The sequence below is a fragment of the Lactococcus taiwanensis genome (genome assembly GCF_014905395.1).
GTDB classification, from domain to species: domain Bacteria; phylum Bacillota; class Bacilli; order Lactobacillales; family Streptococcaceae; genus Lactococcus; species Lactococcus taiwanensis.
In genome coordinates this window covers 262,904-281,177 of the sequence record NZ_BNDT01000002.1, presented here as the reverse complement: position 1 = coordinate 281,177, position 18,274 = coordinate 262,904, and the positions used below count along the sequence as shown (strand labels likewise).

Here is an 18,274-nt window from a genome sequence, read left to right as displayed (position 1 = left end):
TAAAATATCTTACTTTCCTGTTTTTCTATACTTAAACCTAACAAATTTTTAGAGATAAGAGGAGCGCTTATGCATGATAAGCGCTCCTTTTAATTAACTTTTCTAGTTAATAAATACCATTAGTTATTATAGTCTTGTTTCTTTTCTTTGTCAAGAGTAAACTACGAACCATAGTCTGTCAAAAAGCTACTTCCAAAGAAGTAGCTTTTTCTATAAGAGATCCGCAAAAGTTGCTTCTTCCACTTTTTCTTCCTGATCCCAATTTTCACCGCTGATTGTCGTGAGCATAATGCCATTAACTGCCCGTTCCACCATCCCCTCAACATCGAGACGTTTCTCATATTGTAAACAATTCTCTAATTTCGGATTTGTTTTGGGTGCAGGAGGAGCAAACACAGTGCAACAATCTTCAAAAGGTAAGATGGATAGATCAAAAGTATCTATTTTTTCAGCAATTTCAATAATTTCTATTTTATCCATTGTCACAACCGGACGAATCACTGGTGTTGTGGTTACTTCATTAATAACAGACATAGAACCCAAAGTTTGACTAGCTACTTGACCTAAAGACTCACCATTAATAATAACTTTTCCACCACGAGCTTCACGGATGCGGTCAACCACGCGCATCATGAAACGCCGAGTTAAGGTCATCAAATAGGCTTGGGGGGCTTTTGCTTTTATTTCTTCTTGAATTTCAGTAAAAGGCACTTCGATAAATGTAATAGAGCCCCCAAAGGCTGTCAATTTTGCAGCAAGATCTTTCGCTTTCTTTAACGCGCCAGGTGACGTATAAGGAGGACTCGCAAAATGAACGGCCTCGATTTCGACCCCTCGTTTCAAGGCTAAATAACCTGCAACAGGTGAATCAATTCCCCCAGAGAGCATTAAATGCCCACGCCCAGCAGTTCCGACGGGCATTCCGCCAGCTCCTTTTAGAGTTTCATAACTTAAATAAGCTGCATCTGGTCGTATTTCGACACGCAAGGTAATATCAGGTTGTTTCATTTGTACCTTCGCATAGTCAAAATTATCAAAAACTACATCCCCTAAAGTCATATTTAATTCCGTAGAATCTAACTCAAATTGGTGATCTGCCCTACGTGCTGCAATTTTGAAGGTCATCCCTTCCCTATAAATTTCCTTAAATAAAGTAATAACTGCCTCTTTAAGTATCGGTACTGATTTTTCAACTTTAATTGAAGGAGAAAAATTTTGGATACCAAACACCTTTGACAGGCGACGAGAGACTTCTTGATAATCTGCGCCATTTAGTAAAATATGTGCTCGATCACGTACCGCTGTAATCTTTAATTCTGTAAGATCAGATAAGACCTCATGAAGATTTTTTGCTAGACGATTAATGAAAAAACCTCGGTTCTTACCTTTCGTAGAAAGTTCGCCGTAGCGAACCATAATTTCATCGTAAACTACCATATTAACCCATTTATTTCTATAAATTTTGCCTGATTCCTTGATTTACACCAGACTTTGCTCAATTATTATAACAAAATTTCTAAAAAAGTTCTGGCTCATTTAAAAAATATATCTTTTTTCTTTATTTAAGAAGTAAACTAATCAAAATAAAGGCCAAAATCACTTGGAATAAGAGGGTAGAAATCCCATAAATGAGTAATTTTTTTCCTGCTTTAACAAATTCTACAAGATTAAGACGCAACCCAATTGCCGCAAGTGCAATAGTTTCGCACCAACCTGAAATGAATTTAGCAGTAGCCGAAAGTTCAGGGGCAAAATGCACAAAAGTATCGAGGGTACAAAGCACGAGAAAACCCATCACATACCAAGGAAGAAAAGATTGCCGTTTCAGCTTAATGTCCGAAGGAGAAGTCTCAATTTTCCGTTCTTTTTGGTGTCTAGTCCCAAAATAAAGGACAACAAAGACAAGGAGAATGATGCGCATGATTTTAAACAGAGTTGCTAGGGTTGTCGTTTCCGAATTGACCATTGTCGCTGAGGCTACTACCTGTCCGACAGACTGCTCTGTTCCACCAATCAGAGCTCCTCTCAATAAATCATTAGAACCAAATAGCCACGTCCCAATAAGAGGAAGAGTGAGCATCAAAATAGTCCCCATCAGATTAACCATTGCAATTGAGGTGCGCTTCTCGCCTGTATCTGCTCCTATAACTGGCTCAACTGCAGCAATCGCTGAAGAACCACAAACTGCATTACCAGAGGCCATAAGTACCGTGATATTATGCGAGAAGCCTAATTTTTTACCTATAAATAAAACAAATATGATTGTGGCAATCATCTGCAAAATAATAAAGCCTACCCCTGACCAACCCAGCTTTCCAATCGTTTGAAAAGTAACCGTAGCTCCTAAAAACATCACTGAGAATTCTAACAACTTTTTCTCTGACCAGGCCGTCCCCAAAAAGAGGATTGGCTGCTTAAAATATACGTTCCCTAAAATAATTCCTAGTAATATTGCAATGGTGGCTGCGCCTAAACCCTGCAAGACAAAACGATTGAGTAAATAGCTTACTATAGCTATTACCAAAGCCATGGAAAAACCAGGTCCAATTTTAGATAAGTCCTGTGTTTTTCTTTTCAATAAATCCATCTCTCTTCTCCTACTCTTTTTAAAAACTACTTTCTCTAGTTTACACACTCAAACTATTTTTGTAAAATAAATTATTCTTATTGCTTTAATTACTTTTTTTAATTATTACTTATGAGAAGACAAATAAATAAATGGATAAATAAAATAACCGAAAAAGCGCGACTTAAAGCGGTTACCATCAAAAAAATAACTGTCAATTTTTTAAAAATATGTTAAAATAGGGAGAATAAAATTTACAAGGAGTACTATTTTGGCTGAAATTGAAGAACTTAATGACCAAATGAAAGTCCGCCGTGAAAAAATGGAAAATCTGCGTGAGGCAGGAATTGACCCATTTGGACATAAATTTACCCGCACACACAACTCTCAACAGTTGCATGAAGCCTATGATGAAAAATCAAAAGAAGAGTTGCATGAACTTGCACTTCAAGGTATCGTCGCTGGACGTTTAATGACAAAGCGTGGTAAAGGAAAAGTCGGCTTTGCACATATTCAAGACCGTGAAGGTCAAATTCAACTCTATGTCCGCAAGGATGAAGTCGGCGAAGAAAATTATCAAATTTTCAAAAAAGCTGACCTTGGAGATTTCCTCGGAGTTGAAGGCGAAATCATGAAAACTGATATGGGTGAATTGTCAATTAAAGCCAAAAAATTGACTTTCCTCTCAAAAGCGCTTCGTCCTTTGCCTGAAAAATTCCATGGTTTGACTGATACTGAAACACGTTATCGTAAACGTTATTTGGATTTGATTTCAAATAAAGAAAGCTTCAATCGTTTTGTGACGCGTTCTAAAATTATCAGTGAAATCCGTCGTTATATGGATGGTCGTGGATATCTTGAAGTTGAAACGCCAGTGCTTAACAACGAAGCCGGTGGTGCTGCTGCTCGTCCATTCTATACTCATCACAATACACTTGATATTGATATGGCGCTTCGCATTGCGACGGAATTACATTTGAAACGTTTGATTGTTGGTGGAATGGAAAAAGTTTATGAACTTGGCCGTGTCTTCCGTAACGAAGGAATGGATATGACTCATAATCCAGAATTCACAACAATGGAATCTTATGAAGCTTATGCTGATTTTGAAGACATCATGGATTTGACAGAAGGAATCTTCCAACACGTTGCTAAAACAGTGGTCGGTCAAGATGTTCTTGAATACGATGGTAAAGAAATCAATGTTGGTGGAAAATTCAAACGTGTTCACATGGTTGATGCCATCAAGGAAGTTGCTGGAGTTGATTTCTGGCCTGAGATGACTTTTAAAGAAGCAACAGCTCTTGCAAAAGAACATGATATTCATGTTGAAAAACATTTCACTTCTGTTGGTCATATCATTAACGAATTCTTTGAAAAATATGTTGAAGAAACTTTGATTCAACCTACTTTCGTTTTTGGTCATCCAAAAGAAATTTCACCACTTGCTAAAATGAACGAGAAAGACCCACGTTTTACTGATCGGTTTGAACTTTTCATCAACGGTAAAGAATACGCCAATGCTTTCAGCGAATTGAATGACCCAATTGACCAATTGGAACGTTTCGAAGCGCAAGCTAAAGCGAAAGAACTTGGTGATGATGAAGCAACAGGTGTCGATTATGATTATATCGAGGCGCTCGAACACGGCATGCCACCAACAGGTGGACTTGGTATCGGTATTGACCGTTTAGTAATGCTCTTTACTGGTACAACTTCAATCCGTGACGTTTTACTTTTCCCAACCATGAAATAAATAAAAGACCTTTACTTTAAAGTAAAGGTTTTTTTCTATCAAATTAAAGTGAACCGCTCATCTAGAATTTTAATCTGATTTCTAGGTATTCCAACAGCAATAATCTTTCTATCACGAGTGACATAAAGAGCACCATAAACCCCACGCCCCTCTAGTAAACATTTTTCTTGGGGTTTATCAGCAAAGAAGAGACGTGTCGTTTCAATCTCACCATCAATTGATTTTTTAGAAAAGACGGTGACGCTCGCAATCCGGTTATCATGGGGATATCCTGTTTCAGGATCAATTATATGGTGATATTTTTTTCCACCTATGTCGAGGTAGCGCTCAGAAATACCTGAAGTCACAACGGAGCCTTCACCCGCAATAATTTGTACAATGGATTGCCTACTGTTATCGAGTGGGTTTCTAATGCCTACTCGCCATTGCCCATCTGAATGGTGCGGGGGATCACCCATCAAGATGAGATTACCTCCCAGATTAATAATGCCTCTCTCGTAACCTTTGGCATGCCATAAATCCTGTATCCGATCAGCGATATAACCCTTAGCAATCCCTCCTAAATCTAATTCCATACCTTTCTGGGGAAGAAAAACAGAAAAAGTTTCATCTTTCAGTAAAATATGATCAGGGTTACTTAACACAAGTTGTTTTTGAATTTCCTTTTCAGCTGGAAGTTTAGCGTCTAAAAAACCAATATGCCAAAGTTTTACTAAAGGCCCAATTGCCGCATTAAAACCAAAATGTTCCTGGCTTTTTTGTATGGCAAGTTTGGTTAACTGATAGACTGGAGCTGAAACTTGAACTGCCTCTAGCCCTGCTGAAAGGTTAATAGCCATAAGTTCAGACGTTTCTCTATTAACTGTTAAAAGTTCCTCATAGTACTGAATTAACGCAAACGCTTCATCTAATAACTCTTTTGACTGAGTGCCAAAAAGGGTCAGTTCTATAACTGTCCCAAGGGCCCGGTATTTTTTTGAAATCTTATGAAGTGCGAACGGCTCTTTTTTTTTCATGATTTTTTCCTATGTGGCCTGTTAATGACTGAATAGCTTTCTCAACTCATACTATTTGGAGTCCTTTAGAGGAGCTAGCCAGTCGTCTGAATCATCAAGCAACTGTTGATAGACGGAGGGTTCACTTTGATCGGGAATTTCATATTCTGAAGCACCCGTATCAGCATCTGATACTGCAGAAAATTCAAATTGAACCTCTTCTTGCCACTGTCCATCCATGTTTGGATCTAAACCATTTGATAATTCTAGCTCGTGTGAGAGCTGATCATCTGATTCTTTTGTTTCCTCACTTTGATGCAACGGTTTTAAAATTCGACAATAAGAGACAAATGCTTTAAAACACTGCTCTAACCACTCTATCGTTTGAGCCTCTCTCAAATCATCTTGCTCATTGAAAGCTGCCTTCGCATGTCCTAACAAGAATTGGTGTGTGGGAAGGACAAAAGCCTCCACTCCTGGAGAACTTAAAACTTGCCGTAAATTTTCTTGAGCAAATACAGTTCCCAAACTTCCGAGAGAAGTTCCAACAATCATCACTGGCTTCTGAGCAAGTACTTTAACTGGCCCCCAGGAAAGCCATTCAATGAGTGATTTAAGGGCAGCAGTGATTGCGTGATCATATTCTGGGGTAGAAAAAATGATACCGTCGGCAGTTTCGATTGCGTCCGCAATTCTTTTTACATCCTTAGGCACTGTCGCTTCATCTTCACAAAAAAGTGGCAAACCTGCTAGTTCCATAACTTCAATGTTTGCTTGATCACTAAAGTGTTTTTTCATATACCACAGCAGTTTTCGGTTATAAGAAAAACTTGCGTTTGTTCCTACAATTGCTATATATTTCATTATCTCTCACTTTTTTGAAAGTATCTGATGTCTGATTGTATTACTTTTCTTTACTTATCAAATGATAAGTAGCTTACCATGACATCAGTCTATTAAAATCCTTTTAACTTCTATTCTATCACATGACCGCATTTTACACGCTAAAAAGCGACGCCTTTTAAGACATCGCTTTTTTATTTTTCACGGCTTAAATCGACTTCTTCAAGTGGAATAATTTTAGTATTATATTTCCACTTATAACCAAAATAGAGCACAATGAAGATGGGAATTGCTGCATACATAGCTAACCCTTCTCCCCAATGGTCACTGAAAAGTAAAGATGGATCAAGGTTAATCGCAATCGCTGCAGTCATTAATAAGGCCACAATAGGCCCAAAAGGAAACCATTTTGCCTTGTAAGGTAGATCATCAAGATTTTTACCTTGAGTAATATATGCTCGACGAAAGCGAATATGGCTTACAGATATCCCAAGCCAAGCCAGAAATCCCGTCAGTGAGGATAAATCAACTAGAAACAGGTAAATTTGTGTCCCAAATATTCCCGTCAAAAAAGCAATAAGACAAATGATTGTAGTCGCCAACAAAGCGTAAAAAGGAATTCCGTTTTTAGCAGTACGTCCGAAAAATCTTGGTGCACCTTTTTCCTGTCCTAGTGAATAAAGAATCCGCGTAGAGGCATACATAACAGAGTTTGCAGAGGAAATAACTGACGTTAAAATGACCGCGTTCATTACTGAAGCTGCGACAGCAAAACCAATATTTTTGAAAACAATTGTGAAGGGACTCATCACAGCAGTAGAATTTGGATTGAGTAGGCGTGGATCATTAGAATTAATGATCGCAGCAATGATTACAATAGAAAAAATGTAAAAGAGCAAAATACGCCAAAAGATTGAATTCATAGCTTTAGGAATAGATTTCCCCGGATTTTCAGACTCACCTGCAGTGACGCCTAATAACTCTGTTCCTTGAAATGAAAAGCCAGCAATTAAAAGTACGCCTACAAATCCCGATATTCCTCCAACAAAACCGTGGTTCCCTGCTGATAGATTAGCCATCACATCCACATTGCCTTGTCCTAACACACCAACGATCGTTAAAATGCCTATGATCAAAAAAAGTACAATAGTAATAACTTTGATTGTAGAAAGCCAATACTCTGTTTCACCAAAAGCACCAACTGCTAATACATTAATTATGAAAATTAAGATTGTAGCTATTCCCGAAAATATCCAAGAAGGGACATGCGGAAACCAGAATTGCGTAATAAGACCAGCTGTTGTTAGGTCTACTGCTATTGTAATGGCGCCATTGATCCAATAATTCCACCCAAGGGCAAAGCCAAAGGCAGGGTCAACGTAACGTCCACCATAGTCTGAAAACGAACCCGATGTTGGCAAGTAAGTTGCCATCTCGCCAAGTGAGGTCATTACGAAATAAACCATAATTCCGATAAAACAGTAGGCCAACACAGAACCCCAAGGTCCTGCTTGAGTAATGGTGGCACCTGAAGTTAAAAATAAACCCGTCCCAATCGTACCACCAAGAGCAATCATTGTTATATGGCGCTGTTTAAGGTTGCGCTTTACCTGATTTTGCTTTTCCAAAATTTTTACCTATTATATTTACTTATTTTAAATGAAAACTACGACCTTTCTATTTTATCACTTTGTGAGCTAAAGTGCTCTTACAAATCTATTTTCGCTGAAAAATACGACAGTTCGCTTATCCTTCCGCTGATAACTGGTCGCTCTCCATCAAGTTCTACTATAAGTTGCTCACCGGAAGGTTGTAAAAGCGGAAGATTCTTGAAATCTGATGATTGGTGCGCTTTGACCAGTGCGACTGCCACAGATCCTGATCCACAAGCCGTTTCATAATAAAGCGTTTGAAGACTTTTAACTGAAACAATAGGCTGAATCCTTATAAAATCAGTAAAAATGACACCTAGGCACTCGGCTTGTTCCTGATAACAATCCATAATTTTTTGTGCCTCTTGTTGAGGCGTCTTTTTCAAACCCACACAAACCAGATGGGTAATTCCTGGCAAGCGTACTTTGTAGATCCCTTGGGCTAGTAGCGTCACATTATCCACTAACTTTGAAAAACGAGGTATTTCTGCCCAAGTTCTATTGTTTTCGATTCCAACACGAATTGTCCAAGATCCATCGTAAACTTTCAGAGAAAGTACTCCTTCTTCTCCATGTAGATATTCGTAAGCTGCGCAACGACTAGCGTTTCCACAGAATTCGCCTCCTGCCATTAGCAATTGTGGGGAGCCAGTTGTTGAAATAAACCCCACTTGTTCAACATCAGGGTGTCGCGTTAAGATGTCGTCATTAATTTCTTTTCGGATCGTATTTTCTTCAACTAAACCCAGAACGAGGGCTGTCTTATTACCCCCAGGATAATAAATTTTATAAGAGTAATCCATTTTATTTACCAGGATAGACATCTCTACCAAACCATTTTTGTGAAATCTTAGCAAATTGTCCATTTTTGACAAGTCGATCAATTCCTTGGTTAATTTTCGTGATCAATTCTTTATCGGTTTTACGCGCACCAACTGCGGTAGGTTCACTAGTATAATTCATCAAGAGCGTATTATAATCACTTCCTAGTTTATTTTGTTTTAAATAATAATCACCATAAACTTGGTCAACAAGTAAGCCATCTATTCGACCGTTTTGAAGATCAAGGAACCCTTGATCAAAATTACTATACTGAGTGATTGTCTTACCAGATACGACATTTTTTAAGACCTCAGGTTGGGCATTGAAATCTGAATAACCTGATGAACCTGATTGCACACCAACTGTCTTACCTTTCATATCAGTAGTTTTGGTAATTTTAGCTTCAGCTTTGGTAATTAGTTCTTGTTGACCCGCCATATATGGTTTAGAAAAGAGAACTTGTTTTTCACGTGCTTTAGTTACTGTATAGCCATTCCAGATAAGATCTATGTCACCCTTTTTAAGTTCGGCTTCTTTCATTGACCAATTAATTGGTTGCCATTTTACTTTAATGTCATATCCTTTAAACACAGCATTTGCTAAATCTATATCAAATCCTTGATTTGTATTATCTTTAGCTTTAAAGCCCATCGGTACAAAAGTATTATCAAAACCAATGGTAATTGTTTTAGTTTTTTCGGCTGTTTTCCATGTATCATTTTTCTTTTGGCTCGCTGTGGAGCTTGAACAAGCAACCAAAAGGAAACCTGCGGCGACCGTCAAACTTGTGAGTGCTAATTTTTTCATCATATTCATTTTATTTTCTCCATTTTTATCTCTTCAACTATTGGTTACTGTTTTATTTTCAACTGACAGAACGGTCAGTCAGCAGAAATTCGCGGATTAACTTGTAAAATCTTATCTGCTACTTTTTCAGCAAAAGAAAGATCATGGGTCACAACAATCTGTGTCGCCCCTCGCTTTTTATTAGCAAGGAGTAGCTCTGCAACTTGATCTCTAAGCGCTGGATCTAGCGCACTCGTTGGTTCATCGTAACAAATAATTTCTGGATCAATCATCATTGCCCGAGCCAACGCAACCCTTTGTTTTTGCCCTCCCGAGAGCGCATAGGGATAAAGTGAGGCTAGTTCCTGTAATTCTAGCCCTTCTAAAATTTGCTTGGCTTTTTCTATCGCTACTTTTTTAGTAGTTTTTTGTGTCTTGATTGGACTAAGAATTAAATTTTCTAATACACTCAAGTGCGGAAATAGTTGAAAATCTTGAAAAACAAAACCAAAACGTACCTGATCAAATAACTGATTTTCAAGTTGGTAAACTTCTTCGTTTAAGCTAATAGCGGCTTGATCAATAGGTTCCAAACCTGCAAGCATTCGTAAAAGTGTTGTTTTTCCTCCGCCAGAAGGACCCACAATTGCAAGAATCTCATTTTTACTCACTAGTAAATTAAACTTTTCAAAAATAATTTTCTCTTGAAACTTCTTACTTAAATTTTTTATTTCTAACATATTTTCCTCACTTATAAAAATTGAATTTTTTTTCAAGTTGTTTGGCTAAAAGAGTCAAAATACCAATAAACACTAAGTAAAACAAGCCAGCCATAAACATTGGTACAAGAGTCACATCGCGATTCATCGCGGTTTGAGCAGCCAACACAATATCAAATAAACCGACAATATAAACCAAAGAGCTATCTTTAACAAGATTAATCACTTCATTCATTGCACTAGGTAAAACAATCTTAGCAACTTGGGGAAGGATAATCAGTCGTGCTGTTTGCCAAGAAGTAAATTTAAGGACTTTTGCTGCTTCATATTGTCCCTGTGGAATAGCAGCTATTCCCCCTCGGAAAATCTCGGCAAAATAAGCAGCATAATTTAGAACGAAGGCGATAAGACAAGCAAACAACCGACTTTGAATATTTAGACCTACAAGAGGTAAACCATAGTAGACCGTGATAATTTGCAAAAGTAGGGGGGTTCCTCGCATGATCCACACATAAAAATTTAACAACCACTTAATTACTGGTAAACGCATAAGGAAAGCGCATAAGCCCCCTAGTGGAATAGCTAGAATGAGTGTAATGATAAAAACTTGAAGGGTAACAATAAATCCCTGAGCGAGTTGTGGGAAAATCTCAAAAAGATAAGACATTTTTTTCCTTTCTAAACCTTTAATTATCAGAATTTTCAGACTGATATAAGTAAACAAATAACCTTTGTCTATATTTATTTTTTTGAAAATAAAATTTACAAAGGCAAGTACGAACAAATAAAAAGACCGGCTGTCTTTTACAACCGGTCTTCTTGAGAATCACCGGCATAGATACTTGAGCGTACTCTAAAGCTGTATCTATACCTACTGTATGACACAACTTTTATCTATGCACATGATGATGGAGTGAAGATAAATTATAGTTATACATTTGTGATTCTCCTTTCTTGATTTTTTTCTATTCTATACCTTTTTCATAAAAATTGCAAGAAGTTTGTGATAGAAATTTATAATTGTCCATTTTTATGTTAAAATATTGCTATGAATAAGAAACAATCACCTCTCCTTTATGTGGGATTAGGGGTCGTTCTCATTGTAGTTGTTGGCTTATTAATTTTTCTAGCCAATCAACCCAAAAATGATGAAACCTCTACTCAGCAAACTACACAGACAAGTACACAATCCAGTGAACCTACCGGAATCGATGGAAAAAAGACCAGTCAGACAAGTCTTGATAAACTCAAGCTTCCCCAATTGACTGATACTGTCGGTAAAGATGAAGCTGAAGTCGAAATTCAAACAAGTGCTGGAAATATCAAGATTAAACTCTTTCCTAAACTTGCCCCACTCGCAGTTGAAAATTTTCTCACTTTAGCTAAAGAAGACTATTATAAAAATAATGAGTTCTTCCGCGTTATTAAAAATTTCATGATTCAGACAGGTGATCCTTCAAATCAAGGAACTGGTAGTAAATCGGTCGTGAATGACAACCAGCCTTTTGCAACAGAAATTTCAAACCAACTTTACAACATCCGTGGCGCTTTATCATTGGCGAACACTGGTCAAGCCAATTCAAGTAGCTCCCAATTCTTCATCGTTCAAAATGCTGAAGATATGAGCAGTCAACTTTCTAATTTTTTACGTCCTTCAAAGATTGAGGATGCTTATAAAAAAGGGGGATACCCTAGCCTTGATGGCAGTTATACCGTGTTTGGACAAGTTATTTCGGGCATGGATGTTGTTGACAAGATCGCTTCTGCTGAAGTTGAAACCAATTCATCTGGAGAAAGTTCTTCCCCAGTAAAACCTGAAAAAATTACAGGAATTAAAGTAATCAAAGATTGGAAATTTTAACATAAAAAGTTACTGACAGCTTCGTCAGTAACTTTTTTCATACGCTCAGTAAATTTTTCATCTCGTCAGGAAGCTCTAATTCAACCTGAATCATTTGCTCAGTAAAGGGATGCAGAAATTGTAAATGATGGCAATGCAGTGCTTGCCGCTTTATCAGCTCATGATTGCCCCCATAAAGATCATCTCCTATTAAGGGGTAACCAAGATGCGAAAAATGTACCCGGATTTGATGCGTGCGCCCTGTATGGAGCGTCACATCAACTAAAGCTAAACCGTTTTTTCTATCAGCAACTTCAAAAGTCGTCAGTGCAGATTTTGCTTGACCATCAAATCGAACTTGCCGCTGAATAATTGAATCATCGCGTCGACCAATCGGCCAATCCATCTTTCCTTTATCAGGCAAACCTTCAGAGGAAACGAGCGCAAAATAACGTTTTTCCAATGTATCTCGGTAACGATGCTGAACCATCAAAGCATGAGCATAACGATGTTTAGCAAAAAACATTAAGCCACTCGTATCACGATCTAACCGCGTAATGATATGGACCGTTTGATTTGGATAATTTTTCTGAGTAATGTATCCTTTTATCGCGTTGGACATGGCCCCTGCCGGGTGAAGAGATCCTGTGATAGAGGGTTTTCCCGCTGGCTTTTCTACAACCAGATAATGTTCATCTTCAAAAAGGATGTTTAAGGGCACCTCCTCAGGGAGTAATTTCTCATTGTTAGGTTCATCTGGTACGGTAAGGGTCACGACATCATCTTTTCTAAGACGATAAATCGCATTTCTTTCTATACCATTTACTGAAATTCTACCTCCATCAAACTTTACCTTCGCGAGCAAGCGTTTGGAAATTCCATGACGTCCGAGCATTGACTTAACCATATTGCCGTCAATATCGTTTGTAAAGGAGAATTCCATTTATTCGACCTCCCCAATAAAAGCCTTACTTACACGTTCCCAAAATGAAGTATGTGCACAGTTGGCAAAAGAAATTGTCGTGCCATCTAAACTGTATTCGATAGATTTAATGTTTTTGTACTCAAAAGTTAATTGATCAAAAGTTAAACTGTAATCATCTTCTGGAGCGGGGCAGACCGTGATAATATCCTTCTCAGCGACAATCATAGGCGAGCCCAGTGTACGGTAAACCACATTGTTAAGACTCGCAATCTCGGCTACTTGCATCGCCTTCACACGAGGGTGAACGACAGCACCACCAATCGACTTATTATAGGCAGTTGATCCCGTGGGAGTCGAAATAGAAAGACCATCTCCCCGAAAACGTTCAAAAAGATAATCAGAAATCCGTACGTCGCCCACCATTGTTTTGCTAGCTCGACGAATAGTTGATTCATTAAGAACATGACGAACAATTTGGTAACCATCTGCAAAATTAACTTGAACTTTTATCAAGGGATAATGGATAGCTTTAGCTGGATTTTCTTCATATAGCGCATCTACTACTTCAAAAAGATCCTCATCAGTAAAATCTGTATAGAACCCCAAATGCCCCGTATGTACACCCAAAAATCTCACACGATTAAGCTGATATTCATACATATGCATGGCACGCAAAAGTGTCCCATCGCCGCCCACAGATATGACAATATCTGGATTAATATCATCGAAAAGGAAGTGCTCGGCTTTTAAAATCTTACTCAATTTTTCCATCGTTTTCTTCGATTTTTCACTCGTATTACCGATGAGCCAGATTTTTTTACCAAAGTTCATCTTCTTCTCCGTTTTCTTTCTTTATATCTTGTTTCTGCTGTGGACGATCAAAGAGCAGTTGGGCTTCTTGAATATCTTCACGTATCTCACCCATTTCTGCATCAAGCTGTGCTGCTTCTCTTGCTGCATTAGTCAGTCGCTCTTTAACATCTTCAGGAATCAAACCACCGTATTTGTAATTTAGAGAGTGCTCAATAGTCGCCCAAAAATTCATTGCTAAGGTACGTATCTGTATCTCAGCATTCACAATCTGGAAGCCATCAATAGTATCAATCGGATACTCGATGATTACATGATAAGAACGGTAACCAGAGGCTTTTTGATTGTTAATGTAATCGCGTTCCTCAATAATTTTGAAGTCTTTACGCTTACGTAAAAGTTCTAGAACATCCCACACATCGTCAACGAATTGAACCATTACTCGTATCCCGGCCAAATCTTCCATCTCATAGAGATTATCCCGTGTATAGCCACGTAACTTCGCTTTTTTTATAATTGAATCACGTCGTTTCACTCGACCAGTTACAAATTCAATTGGAGAATAAAGTCCCTTTTTTAAGTATTGTTTCCGTACTCCTCGTAATTTTATTTTTAATTCACCAACAGTTTGGATATAAGGATCAAGAAATTCTTCCCAGTTAAACATCTATTTCACGCTGCAAAGCTATTACTTTACATTCTCCTTTCTGAGAATCTAGACTCTAAATTCATCAGTACTTCTATAATGCCACTTATAATATTTTAACACAACTTACGATTCTTGACATCTGTTACTATCTCATAGAAAAGCTCATCAGATCTATTCTTTAAGCCGTTATTTTTTATTATCTTTACTTCTATCGTGGGTTTTGCTATACTTTTAATTAATATATTGTTTATCAAATCTGAAAGGAACGATTATTTCGAGCCGAAATGATCCTAATATTATTAAAAAATGAGCACGAATTTGGAGATTGAGTATAAGTCGCTACTATCCCTCGCAGAGTATGACCAGTTAAAAAAACTTTTCACTCATGTCACCCCCGTCAGACAGACAAACCACTACTTAGATTCTAAAGACTTTAAATTACGTAAGAAAAAACTTGCTTTACGGATCCGAACTTTCGACAAATCTGCTGAAATGACCTTAAAAGTGCCTCAAGAAGTTGGGAATATTGAATATAACATTGATCTTACCCTTGAGGAAGCACAACAGCTCCTTGGAGAACGCAACATTGTCTGTGGTCATACTGATTTAAGCGAAATTTGTGAAATTTTAACTGCACGGGATATCAATCTTGATGAAATTACACTTATCGGAAGTCTCACAACCATTCGTTATGAGCAACATTTACCAATAGGTCTTGCCGCTTTAGATAAAAATGACTATTTAGGACATACTGATTATGAGCTAGAATTGGAAGTAGATGATAATAAACAAGGGAAAAAAGATTTCTTCGAATTCTTGGAAAAAAATCGTGTGGAATATCGCTTTTCTAAGTCAAAAGTAGTCCGCTTTTTGGATTGCTTGCGTCACTTAAAAAAATAACCCTCAAAATAAATATCAAATCTTCAAATTGACAACTTCTACACAAAAAAACCGCACTGTATCAGGCGGTTTTTTCAATGTGATGTAAATAATTTTGCAAAACGTTATGTGAACAATTTTCTACCTGTAAGCACTCTTCTTCCGTCATTATCAGAGCCGCTGGTGCGCCTTCAAATTCGTATCTACGAAACTGTTGGAGCATCAAAGACAGATGTTTCTTTGCAAAAGAACGATACTCTAAGAAGTCAGCAGTGGAAACTCCAATTTTACTCAATATTTTCTGACGCAGTTGTCCAGTATAATCTAAAATTGTTGATTCTTCCAATAATTCCTGGAGTAGCAGTAAGTAAAGTCGTCCTTGCTTTCTACCGTAGAGATTAACGGTTAAAAAGTCCAGTGAAATCTTTTCTAGCCGATCATAACAAGCATTCAGTGAGCATACGTCCTTTGGCAAATCTTGAGCATCTCTGAGAGCTTTGGCCGTTGCTAAAGTAACAATAGGATTAAGATACCAATCATTTTGATCGAAAGTCTCCATCCGATCCAATATTGGTGTAAAGTAATAATGAATCTCCAACATATAATTATTTCCTTGACTAAACTAATTTATTTAAGTGCGAATTTACTATAATTCTAAAGAATACATCTCGCGCTCACTTTTACCTATCTTTCAAGATTAAATCTAAGGATACTTCCCATTGAAGTTCTTCCCCTCAAACCATCTTAACAAAAAAAAGACAGTCACTCAAATAATATACAAAATGCCTTTTTATCTATTCTTACAAACTCTCTAATGCTTCTTTAACTTCAAGATTCGTTTGGGCAAATGCCTCCGAAAAATTTTTGTCCAATTCTTTCAAGTGACCCACACGCACACGTTTTACAAATTTTAAAGTCTTAAGTTTTTTTAAAAGATCAGGTAAATCCTCTTTGTCAGTATATAATAGACTATAATTAGATTTTTGGCTCGTATAAACTACATCACCATATTTAGCTAACTGGCGTGTTCCTTTATATGAATAGCAGTAAACATATACTGCTACCCGCTCCGGCACGATTAAGGGACGTGTTGTTTTCTTATCCATGATGTCCATGATGTCGCTCATGCCGTCCTCCTTTCAGTGGTAAATTTTCGTCTACATAAATATTGTCAGAAATACTTTGAGTGATTGCCTTGGTTAAATCTGATAAAATAGCTTGAACGTCGTTTTCAGCAAGGCGTAAAGCATAAACTTTATCGTTAGTATTGATTTCCTTTTGTAAGGCTCTCAATTCTGGGCGAAAAGCGATATATTTCTGATTTTCATTGAGCTGAGTGATTTTTTTTTGTAAGATTTCATCTTCAGTAAACTTAGTTTTAGCATGACGATAAGCCTCAACTTCGGGAAAGCAGCTAAAAGCTTGGACGATATTTTCAACTAAATCATCTATTTCTATGAGATCTTCATCAATGATTAACATACTTTTATTATAACATAAATGTGAAAAGCGAACATTGGCCATACCCAATTACTAACAAATAAAATCAGACTTGAAACAAGAGAACCAATTTTGATATAATATTATTCATATTATTCAAAAATTATCAGAAAAATTAAAAGGAATTATCATGGAAAAAAATAAAGCTCCACAAAGAGGTCTGCAAAATCGTCATATACAACTTATTGCAATTGCGGGAACGATTGGTACTGGATTATTTCTTGGAGCGGGAAAAACCATAAGTATGACCGGTCCTTCCATACTCTTTGCGTATCTGGTTATTGGGGTAGCCATGTTCATCTTCCTGAGAACTATTGGAGAAATGCTCTATCAAGATCCAACACAACATAGCTTTCTCAACTTTGTTACCAAATATTCTGGTCCTCGATTAGGTTACTTTTCCCAATGGTCCTACTGGCTGGTCCTCGTTTTTGTTTGCATCTCCGAACTGACTGCAATTGGCACCTATATTCAGTTTTGGTTACCACACGTTCCTCTCTGGCTCATTGAAATTGTTGCATTACTTCTTTTATTTAGCTTAAATACTCTGAATGCTCGATTTTTCGGTGAAACTGAATTTTGGTTTGCGATTATCAAAGTAGCTGCTATTTTAGGAATGATTTTAACAGCTCTTATCTTACTGCTCAATCATTTTAGTTATACAACTGTCCTACATGGACAGCACTTCAATGGTTCTGTTTCTCTCTCCAATATCACTTATCACTTCCAGTTTTTTCCTAAAGGGGTATGGAATTTTATTGGTGCACTGCAAATGGTTATGTTCGCTTTTACTTCTATGGAATTCATTGGTATGACTGCTGCTGAGACCTCAAACCCACAACAGACTCTTCCTAAAGCGATTAATCAAATTCCTATTAGAATTCTGATTTTTTATGTGGGAGCGCTCCTTTCAATCATGGCAATTTTTGACTGGCATGTTCTTCCCGCTGATCGCTCTCCTTTTGTCATGGTTTTCCAACTTATTGGTATTAAGTGGGCAGCTGCTCTAGTGAATTTTGTTGTCCTTACTTCTGCTGCCTCTGCTCTAAACAGTTCCCTTTTTTCAGCTACTCGTAATATGTATTCCCTCGCACAGCAACATAACAAAGGAAGACTGGGTATTTTCACGACACTCTCCAAAAATGGTATTCCACTCAATTCCCTCTATTTAGTCACTGCTCTCGCTCTTTTTGGACCCGTGCTGACTTTAATCCCTCAAATACAAAATGCCTTTGATTTTGCAGCATCATGTACAACAAACTTATTTTTAGTCGTTTATTTCATACAACTTTATACTTTTTATAAGTATCGTAAATCACAAGATTTTGATCCGCAAGGTTTTCTGACTCCCAAAGCTAAATATTTTGTTCCCTTAGTTTTTCTTATTTTCATGCTCATCTTCATCTCGCTTTTCTTTAGCAAGGATACGCTCTACCCTGCTGTTGGCGCCGTAGTATGGACGATTTTCTTCGGACTCTTCTCCTACTTTAAAAGAATATAAAACTCTTCCAGCTGACTTACAAGATCGTGCA

19 protein-coding genes are annotated in these 18,274 nt (G+C 37.5%); 4 read left to right on the top strand and 15 right to left on the bottom strand.

The window, feature by feature from the left end:
• Nucleotides 1-210: 210 nt before the first annotated feature.
• Together thiI and JKP71_RS03645 are read right to left on the bottom strand one after the other, a co-directional pair.
• Complete coding sequence (gene thiI, locus JKP71_RS03650) at nt 211-1,437, bottom strand: tRNA uracil 4-sulfurtransferase ThiI (protein WP_200407065.1); 1,227 nt, start codon at nt 1,435-1,437, stop codon at nt 211-213.
• 121 nt (nt 1,438-1,558) lie between these two features.
• Complete coding sequence (locus JKP71_RS03645; protein ID WP_373298599.1) at nt 1,559-2,530, bottom strand: YeiH family protein; 972 nt, start codon at nt 2,528-2,530, stop codon at nt 1,559-1,561.
• Nucleotides 2,531-2,837: 307 nt separating this feature from the next.
• Here JKP71_RS03645 and lysS point away from each other — a divergent pair, with 307 nt between their 5' ends.
• Complete coding sequence (lysS, locus tag JKP71_RS03640) at nt 2,838-4,322, top strand: lysine--tRNA ligase (RefSeq protein ID WP_267905514.1); 1,485 nt, start codon at nt 2,838-2,840, stop codon at nt 4,320-4,322.
• A 38-nt stretch (nt 4,323-4,360) separates the two neighbouring features.
• Here the strand turns inward: lysS and JKP71_RS03635 are convergent, their stop codons facing one another.
• The 7 genes from JKP71_RS03635 to JKP71_RS03605 all read right to left on the bottom strand — a co-directional run bounded on the left by JKP71_RS03635 (nt 4,361) and on the right by JKP71_RS03605 (nt 10,806).
• On the bottom strand, nt 4,361-5,338 hold the full coding sequence (locus tag JKP71_RS03635) for an FAD:protein FMN transferase (protein ID WP_200407063.1): 978 nt from the start codon (nt 5,336-5,338) through the stop codon (nt 4,361-4,363).
• Between the two features lie 51 nt (nt 5,339-5,389).
• On the bottom strand, nt 5,390-6,181 hold the full coding sequence (locus JKP71_RS03630; RefSeq protein ID WP_075524811.1) for an NADPH-dependent FMN reductase: 792 nt from the start codon (nt 6,179-6,181) through the stop codon (nt 5,390-5,392).
• A 173-nt stretch (nt 6,182-6,354) separates the two neighbouring features.
• Nucleotides 6,355-7,788, bottom strand: a complete 1,434-nt coding sequence (locus JKP71_RS03625) for an amino acid permease (RefSeq protein WP_200407062.1) — start codon at nt 7,786-7,788, stop codon at nt 6,355-6,357.
• A gap of 80 nt (nt 7,789-7,868) precedes the next feature.
• Nucleotides 7,869-8,615, bottom strand: a complete 747-nt coding sequence (locus JKP71_RS03620) for a histidine racemase CntK family protein (protein WP_200407061.1) — start codon at nt 8,613-8,615, stop codon at nt 7,869-7,871.
• Nucleotide 8,616: 1 nt separating this feature from the next.
• The gene (locus JKP71_RS03615) at nt 8,617-9,444 is read right to left on the bottom strand and encodes an amino acid ABC transporter substrate-binding protein (protein WP_200407122.1); all 828 of its coding nucleotides are present in this window, start codon (nt 9,442-9,444) and stop codon (nt 8,617-8,619) included.
• 71 nt (nt 9,445-9,515) lie between these two features.
• Nucleotides 9,516-10,160 carry an amino acid ABC transporter ATP-binding protein gene (locus JKP71_RS03610; protein WP_200407060.1) on the bottom strand — a complete coding sequence of 215 codons (645 nt, stop codon included), beginning with the start codon at nt 10,158-10,160 and terminating at the stop codon, nt 9,516-9,518.
• 7 nt (nt 10,161-10,167) lie between these two features.
• The gene (locus JKP71_RS03605; RefSeq protein WP_200407059.1) at nt 10,168-10,806 is read right to left on the bottom strand and encodes an amino acid ABC transporter permease; all 639 of its coding nucleotides are present in this window, start codon (nt 10,804-10,806) and stop codon (nt 10,168-10,170) included.
• A gap of 381 nt (nt 10,807-11,187) precedes the next feature.
• Between JKP71_RS03605 and JKP71_RS03600 the strand changes: the two genes are divergently transcribed.
• Nucleotides 11,188-12,000, top strand: coding sequence for a peptidylprolyl isomerase (locus JKP71_RS03600; RefSeq protein WP_200407058.1), 813 nt, complete (start codon nt 11,188-11,190; stop codon nt 11,998-12,000).
• 37 nt (nt 12,001-12,037) lie between these two features.
• Here the strand turns inward: JKP71_RS03600 and JKP71_RS03595 are convergent, their stop codons facing one another.
• Genes JKP71_RS03595 through JKP71_RS03585 form a run of 3 tightly spaced genes read right to left on the bottom strand, consistent with a single transcriptional unit; the run spans nt 12,038 to nt 14,381 of the window.
• A complete protein-coding gene (locus tag JKP71_RS03595; protein ID WP_200407057.1) occupies nt 12,038-12,922 on the bottom strand; it encodes an RluA family pseudouridine synthase in 885 nt (294 codons plus the stop codon).
• The gene (locus JKP71_RS03590) at nt 12,923-13,735 is read right to left on the bottom strand and encodes an NAD kinase (protein WP_075524818.1); all 813 of its coding nucleotides are present in this window, start codon (nt 13,733-13,735) and stop codon (nt 12,923-12,925) included. It lies immediately after the preceding gene.
• Nucleotides 13,722-14,381 (bottom strand): GTP pyrophosphokinase, encoded by a 660-nt coding sequence (locus JKP71_RS03585; RefSeq protein ID WP_075524819.1) that lies wholly within the window; start codon nt 14,379-14,381, stop codon nt 13,722-13,724. The genes JKP71_RS03590 and JKP71_RS03585 overlap by 14 nt, the downstream gene beginning before the upstream one ends.
• Nucleotides 14,382-14,669: 288 nt before the next feature.
• Here JKP71_RS03585 and JKP71_RS03580 point away from each other — a divergent pair, with 288 nt between their 5' ends.
• Nucleotides 14,670-15,263, top strand: a complete 594-nt coding sequence (locus tag JKP71_RS03580) for a CYTH domain-containing protein (protein ID WP_075524820.1) — start codon at nt 14,670-14,672, stop codon at nt 15,261-15,263.
• 61 nt (nt 15,264-15,324) lie between these two features.
• Here the strand turns inward: JKP71_RS03580 and JKP71_RS03575 are convergent, their stop codons facing one another.
• The 3 genes from JKP71_RS03575 to JKP71_RS03565 form a co-directional block, all read right to left on the bottom strand.
• Nucleotides 15,325-15,843, bottom strand: coding sequence for a dithiol-disulfide isomerase (locus JKP71_RS03575; RefSeq protein WP_200407056.1), 519 nt, complete (start codon nt 15,841-15,843; stop codon nt 15,325-15,327).
• A gap of 199 nt (nt 15,844-16,042) precedes the next feature.
• Nucleotides 16,043-16,357: a DUF2129 domain-containing protein gene (locus JKP71_RS03570; RefSeq protein WP_196756710.1), complete on the bottom strand. Its 315-nt coding sequence runs from the start codon at nt 16,355-16,357 to the stop codon at nt 16,043-16,045.
• Nucleotides 16,341-16,724 (bottom strand): YlbF/YmcA family competence regulator, encoded by a 384-nt coding sequence (locus JKP71_RS03565; protein WP_200407055.1) that lies wholly within the window; start codon nt 16,722-16,724, stop codon nt 16,341-16,343. Before JKP71_RS03565 ends, JKP71_RS03570 begins: the two co-directional genes overlap by 17 nt.
• Nucleotides 16,725-16,872: 148 nt before the next feature.
• On the opposite strand from JKP71_RS03565, the gene JKP71_RS03560 reads away from it, so the two are divergent.
• Complete coding sequence (locus JKP71_RS03560) at nt 16,873-18,243, top strand: amino acid permease (protein ID WP_075524823.1); 1,371 nt, start codon at nt 16,873-16,875, stop codon at nt 18,241-18,243.
• Nucleotides 18,244-18,274 lie beyond the last annotated feature (31 nt).

Bases quoted from the DNA above. Each gene is read 5' to 3' on its own strand.
- thiI (WP_200407065.1), bottom strand. From the start codon at position 1,437: ATGGTAGTTTACGATGAAATTATGGTTCGCTACGGCGAACTTTCTACG.
- JKP71_RS03645 (WP_373298599.1), bottom strand. From the start codon at position 2,530: ATGGCTTTGGTAATAGCTATAGTAAGCTATTTACTCAATCGTTTTGTC.
- JKP71_RS03635 (WP_200407063.1), bottom strand. From the start codon at position 5,338: ATGAAAAAAAAAGAGCCGTTCGCACTTCATAAGATTTCAAAAAAATAC.
- JKP71_RS03630 (WP_075524811.1), bottom strand. From the start codon at position 6,181: ATGAAATATATAGCAATTGTAGGAACAAACGCAAGTTTTTCTTATAAC.
- JKP71_RS03620 (WP_200407061.1), bottom strand. From the start codon at position 8,615: ATGGATTACTCTTATAAAATTTATTATCCTGGGGGTAATAAGACAGCC.
- JKP71_RS03615 (WP_200407122.1), bottom strand. From the start codon at position 9,444: ATGATGAAAAAATTAGCACTCACAAGTTTGACGGTCGCCGCAGGTTTC.
- JKP71_RS03610 (WP_200407060.1), bottom strand. From the start codon at position 10,160: ATGTTAGAAATAAAAAATTTAAGTAAGAAGTTTCAAGAGAAAATTATT.
- JKP71_RS03605 (WP_200407059.1), bottom strand. From the start codon at position 10,806: ATGTCTTATCTTTTTGAGATTTTCCCACAACTCGCTCAGGGATTTATT.
- JKP71_RS03600 (WP_200407058.1), top strand. From the start codon at position 11,188: ATGAATAAGAAACAATCACCTCTCCTTTATGTGGGATTAGGGGTCGTT.
- JKP71_RS03595 (WP_200407057.1), bottom strand. From the start codon at position 12,922: ATGGAATTCTCCTTTACAAACGATATTGACGGCAATATGGTTAAGTCA.
- JKP71_RS03590 (WP_075524818.1), bottom strand. From the start codon at position 13,735: ATGAACTTTGGTAAAAAAATCTGGCTCATCGGTAATACGAGTGAAAAA.
- JKP71_RS03585 (WP_075524819.1), bottom strand. From the start codon at position 14,381: ATGTTTAACTGGGAAGAATTTCTTGATCCTTATATCCAAACTGTTGGT.
- JKP71_RS03580 (WP_075524820.1), top strand. From the start codon at position 14,670: ATGAGCACGAATTTGGAGATTGAGTATAAGTCGCTACTATCCCTCGCA.
- JKP71_RS03575 (WP_200407056.1), bottom strand. From the start codon at position 15,843: ATGTTGGAGATTCATTATTACTTTACACCAATATTGGATCGGATGGAG.
- JKP71_RS03570 (WP_196756710.1), bottom strand. From the start codon at position 16,357: ATGGACATCATGGATAAGAAAACAACACGTCCCTTAATCGTGCCGGAG.
- JKP71_RS03565 (WP_200407055.1), bottom strand. From the start codon at position 16,724: ATGTTAATCATTGATGAAGATCTCATAGAAATAGATGATTTAGTTGAA.
- JKP71_RS03560 (WP_075524823.1), top strand. From the start codon at position 16,873: ATGGAAAAAAATAAAGCTCCACAAAGAGGTCTGCAAAATCGTCATATA.